Origin of the sequence: Psychromonas sp., assembly GCF_047632995.1 — a bacterium.
Lineage (GTDB): Bacteria > Pseudomonadota > Gammaproteobacteria > Enterobacterales > Psychromonadaceae > Psychromonas.
Genome location: NZ_JBLIEK010000190.1, coordinates 1 through 4,654, shown reverse-complemented (window position 1 = coordinate 4,654; position 4,654 = coordinate 1). Strand labels below are relative to the sequence as shown.

Genomic DNA, 4,654 nt, shown 5'->3' with positions numbered 1-4,654 from the left:
ATGCTTTCATCTTAATTCCATTTTGGGGTTATAGGGAGAGAATAATGAGGCCTTTAATAGGTGGCTCTTTATACCCAACCTAATCGCCATTGCTGGTTATCTTTTAATTCCCGCCAATCAATCGAATACACATTTTTGTTTATTACGGCTTCAATAATGCATTCAATAACATTTTGTTGCTCATCAAATTTGACCGTTGAAATTAAAAAATGTTTTTCTCTGTTTTCAACGTTAATTTTTGTCCATTTACTATTAAGTAGTACTTTAGGCGTTACTCTATTCATTCTAAAACCTATTAAATATTGAATGTGCTGTTGGAAACGTAAGCGCATAAGGAGAATAAAAGCATTTTATCTCATGATGCGCCGATTGTGACAAACCCCATCAGAATTTTTTTAATATTCCTATTATATCTCTGTTTCTACGCTATTGTATTTTTACAGAGTAAAACAAAAAAAACAATTTTCATTATTTTGTTATTATTAATTATTATCAAATTTAACGAGGTGAGTATGTCTAGATGGAAGTTTATTGCGCTGTTATCTGCTTTTTTGTTAAGTGGATGCGCTAACATACAAGGGTTACAAGAGCTGGACGTCAGTTTAAATAAAATATCGGCAGCACCATCAACAGGATTGTCCCCCCGTTTTAACGTGCAGTTATTAGTCTCAAATCCGAATGGTCAAGATTTAGACATTGAAGGGGTAAGTTTGTACCTTGATATTGCGGATCAAAAAATATTATCAGGCGTATCCAATCAAATTCCGACCCTCGCAGCCTATAGCGAAACGGCTATAGAGATACAAACCTCCGTGAATTTATTTTATTTATATAAATTGTTAACCTATCTAACTCAACACTCGGGTGAAGATATTAAATACCAACTTAAAACAAAAATAGATCCCAAAGGTTTTGTTGCATTTGAACTGAACAAAGAAGGATTATTGAATGAAAATCTTTTACAAGGGTTAACTAATCTATCCAAATAGCATGCATATTTTTCTTTGAAATTGCCAACTTCCCATTGTGGCATGAACAGAGTATGCAGTGAGGAGAGCGAAACCTTTACCAGCTTTGCGTTCTCTGGTTTTTGCCTGCCCTATGGTCAGATAACGATAGGGCGCAATGTGCACTGAGAGGCTGTATTTACACGACGGCTAATTTTAAATTGCTGTACTGGTCGATGTTGGCTCCGCTGCGAATAACGGCATTGAGTACTGCCTGCAAAGAGGCGCTGACTATATCGCTACACTTGGCTGCTGCGCAGTAGCGCGCGCCTTGAATGCTAAGTTGAACATAAGCTATCGCTTCGGCCTGTTCATTTTCAGCCCCTTTTTTGCTCGGCAGAGCATGTTCGTTATAGTCGATTATTACAATATCAGTTTCGAGTGATGCACTTAACCCTCTGACAAAAGCGTCCAGTACACCTTTACCTTGACCATTAATTTTCACCGAGGCGTTAATGCCGAGTATCTGCGCTTGTAAACTATCTTGATCACCTTGACGATTAAGCTGGTAGTTGTCGACAGTTGCAGTTTTCTGCGCAGCTAAATAAGTATTGGAAAAAATATTTTGAATCATAGCCGATGAAACCTCACTTTCACTGTTTTCGGCGTACTCTTGCACATGCGGACTGAAGTCAACCTGCATCCAACGTGGCATTTGAATACCATAGTCCTGCTCAAGTACATAGGCCACTCCACCTTTACCCGACTGGCTATTGATACGAATAACCTGCTGATAAGTTCGCCCTAAATCGCGCGGATCAATGGGCAGATAAGCAACTTGCCACTGTGCTTCCGGCTCATTGATCCGTTGCGCCGCATCAATTGCGATGCATTTGTTAATTGCATCCTGATGACTGCCGGAAAAAGCCGCAAAAACTAATTCACCAGCGTAGGGATGACGAGGGTGCACTGCTAACTGTGTGCAGCGCTCAATGGTTGCAATAATACGGTCCATATCAGCAAAATTTAATTGTGGATCAATGCCTTGGCTATATAGATTCATCGCCATGGTGACGATATCCATATTACCCGTGCGCTCACCATTACCTAGCAGTGTGCCTTCGATGCGATCCGCACCGGCCAGCACCCCCAGCTCTGCTGCAGCGACGCCGCAACCGCGGTCGTTGTGAGTATGTAAACTGATGGTCACTGATTGACGATGGCTGATATGGTCACAGATCCATTCAATTTGGTCTGCGTAGACGTTAGGCGTTGATGTTTCAACCGTCGCGGGTAAATTGATAATCACTTTATTTTCAGGTGTCGGCTGCCAAACATTAATGACGGCATCACAAACTTCTACTGCATAATCCATTTCGGTGCCGGTAAAGCTTTCGGTGGAATACTGGAACGACCACTTTGTATCGGGCTGGGCGGCCGCAAAGTCATCTATCCATTGCGCGCCTTGTACGGCAATGGCTTTTATTTCATCGCGCGATTTTTTAAAGACCTGCTTACGCTGCACCGTTGAGGTTGAATTATATAAGTGCACTATTGCTTTTTTTGCGCCTTTTAAAGCTGCAAAGCTACGTGCTATTAAAGGCTCGCGTGCCTGGGTTAATACTTGGATCGTGACATCCTCTGGTATTAAATTTTGCTCAATTAACTGACGCACAAAATCAAAATCAGGTGCCGATGCCGCGGGAAAACCGACCTCAATCTCTTTGAAACCCACATCTACTAAGAGTTTAAACATATCAAGCTTTTGGTCTGGACTCATCGGCTCAATCAGCGCTTGATTGCCATCGCGTAAATCAACACTACACCAATCAGGCGCCGCATCGATAATTTGATCCGGCCAGCGTCTATCCGTTTTTTGGATTGGCGCATAAGCGCGATATTTTTTATGATTAAAACTAGAGTGGATATTAGCGATATTAGACACGAGTCATTTCCTTTTTAGAGCGATGGCAGCAAAGAGATGAATTAGCGAGTTGGTGCACCTTGGTAAGGGTATTACCGCCCGTTTCCGGTAAGAAACTTCGCTCGCTATCCATGCACTAACTATAGAATGAATAGCGTAGAGAGTGGTTGCAAAGTAACTCTTAATTAAAGCTTTCTGTGCAATAAAAAACTAGTTAATGTGCTATTGTTAGTGAAAGAAACCACCTTGGTGAAATTATATGCAGGAAGTCATTAAGTTAGATCGTATTGATAAGAACATTCTTAAGCTGATGCAGGGTAATGCGCGTATCAGTAATTTGGAATTGGCCGATAGTGTTGGCTTATCACCAACGCCCTGTTCGCGTCGTGTGAAACGGTTGGAGGAGTCGGGAATAATCGACAAACATGTCACGTTATTAAAACCCGCTGCACTGGGATTAAACTTGACGGCGATGATTGGAATTTCCATGGACCGTCATACACCAGATCGTTTTGATAAGTTTGAACGTGCGATTGCAACTTTACCTGAGGTACTGGAATGTTTGATTGTGACCGGGCAGGCGGCTGACTTTTTGTTGAAAGTGTTGGTGCGCGATATGGCACATTATGAGCGATTTTTACTCGGACAGTTAACCAAGTTAGAAGGTGTAACGGGTGTGCATTCAAGTTTTGTATTGAGAGAAGTGGTCAAAAAGAGTGAACTGCCACTCGATTGAGCCATCTGAAGCGGTTAAATGTCTGACCATAGTTTCATTTGGCGTCCTCTCTTTTGCTCTTTTTTTTTAAATAGGGATCATTAATGTTTTTCCGTTTTTTTTATTCTGGCCGGTGCGCTACCGGCCAGACAAGCTGCGTATTGAATTCTATATTTATAGCACTCACTGGGTGCAAACCTATTTTTTAAAATATTCAGGCTGTTTGGCCACAAGTTTTGATGTCAAAAATCCTACCCTCGCATCTTGAAGCGAAGCAATACCCGACTAGCTAGGAGCAAAGCCAGTAAAATTAATAACACAGTGGATAGGGAGCCCCCGTGTTGAATATAAACGCTATCAACATAAACTCTGTCATAGTCGGCACTTTCTAATGGCAGCGCGTAAAGTGCAGAATTATCATCGGCGCTATAGGTAGCAACAATACCGTCATAGCCTACCTGGTATAAATCAATCAATATGTCATAGTGGCCAGAATGATATCCTTCCCGGAAAGTGGTAATAACTTCGTATTCGTCCTGGTCACTCTCACCGTGGATAATGAAATCATCGCTGCTGTAATAATGGATCCAAGGGCCACCATCCTCACTTATGTATAATCGGGCATATACTTCACCGAGATCATTATTGTCATAGCTGTAAAGATCTGCATCGAAAACCACACTAAATGTTTGATAGAATCCATCGCTATCAAAATCATTCTGTAAGGTGGTAAACGCATTGTAGATGGTAAACTCCGGTGCATAACTTCTGCTCGTTATCTGTTTTACCTCTTCTATTTCCATTATCTCATCTCTGTTTTTTCCTGTGGCTTTGCCTGATATTTGGTCAGAAATTAATACACTATTATTTTGTTCAGCGATATTTAAACGCATCTCATTGTTTATTGTTTCTGATAATACGCCGTAAGAAACAGTTGCTTGAGTTGTTTGTTGCTCGCCAGCATTTACCCGGCTGATGAAAGCAGTCAAAAAAATCATTAGCAAGGCACTAAAAACAGAGCGGACAGCGGCAGTAGTTAGCTGCTCGTCTTTGACATTGTTTACTGCA

5 protein-coding genes are annotated in these 4,654 nt (G+C 41.5%); 2 read left to right on the top strand and 3 right to left on the bottom strand.

Going from position 1 to position 4,654, the window contains the following annotated elements:
• Nucleotides 1-68: 68 nt before the first annotated feature.
• Nucleotides 69-284 (bottom strand): TIGR02450 family Trp-rich protein, encoded by a 216-nt coding sequence (locus ACJAT7_RS17945; protein WP_415228167.1) that lies wholly within the window; start codon nucleotides 282-284, stop codon nucleotides 69-71.
• A 228-nt stretch (nucleotides 285-512) separates the two neighbouring features.
• Here ACJAT7_RS17945 and ACJAT7_RS17940 point away from each other — a divergent pair, with 228 nt between their 5' ends.
• The gene (locus ACJAT7_RS17940; protein ID WP_415228166.1) at nucleotides 513-989 is read left to right on the top strand and encodes an LEA type 2 family protein; all 477 of its coding nucleotides are present in this window, start codon (nucleotides 513-515) and stop codon (nucleotides 987-989) included.
• Nucleotides 990-1,146: 157 nt separating this feature from the next.
• Here the strand turns inward: ACJAT7_RS17940 and leuA are convergent, their stop codons facing one another.
• On the bottom strand, nucleotides 1,147-2,892 hold the full coding sequence (gene leuA, locus ACJAT7_RS17935) for a 2-isopropylmalate synthase (RefSeq protein WP_415228165.1): 1,746 nt from the start codon (nucleotides 2,890-2,892) through the stop codon (nucleotides 1,147-1,149).
• A gap of 238 nt (nucleotides 2,893-3,130) precedes the next feature.
• Between leuA and ACJAT7_RS17930 the strand changes: the two genes are divergently transcribed.
• Complete coding sequence (locus ACJAT7_RS17930) at nucleotides 3,131-3,607, top strand: Lrp/AsnC family transcriptional regulator (RefSeq protein ID WP_415228164.1); 477 nt, start codon at nucleotides 3,131-3,133, stop codon at nucleotides 3,605-3,607.
• 230 nt (nucleotides 3,608-3,837) lie between these two features.
• On the opposite strand, the gene ACJAT7_RS17925 is transcribed toward ACJAT7_RS17930, so the two are convergent.
• The coding region (locus ACJAT7_RS17925; RefSeq protein WP_415228163.1) for a choice-of-anchor H family protein at nucleotides 3,838-4,654 on the bottom strand (817 nt) is incomplete at its 5' end.

Coding starts and splice junctions, on each gene's coding strand:
- ACJAT7_RS17945 (WP_415228167.1), bottom strand. CDS start 284: ATGAATAGAGTAACGCCTAAAGTACTACTTAATAGTAAATGGACAAAA.
- ACJAT7_RS17940 (WP_415228166.1), top strand. CDS start 513: ATGTCTAGATGGAAGTTTATTGCGCTGTTATCTGCTTTTTTGTTAAGT.
- ACJAT7_RS17930 (WP_415228164.1), top strand. CDS start 3,131: ATGCAGGAAGTCATTAAGTTAGATCGTATTGATAAGAACATTCTTAAG.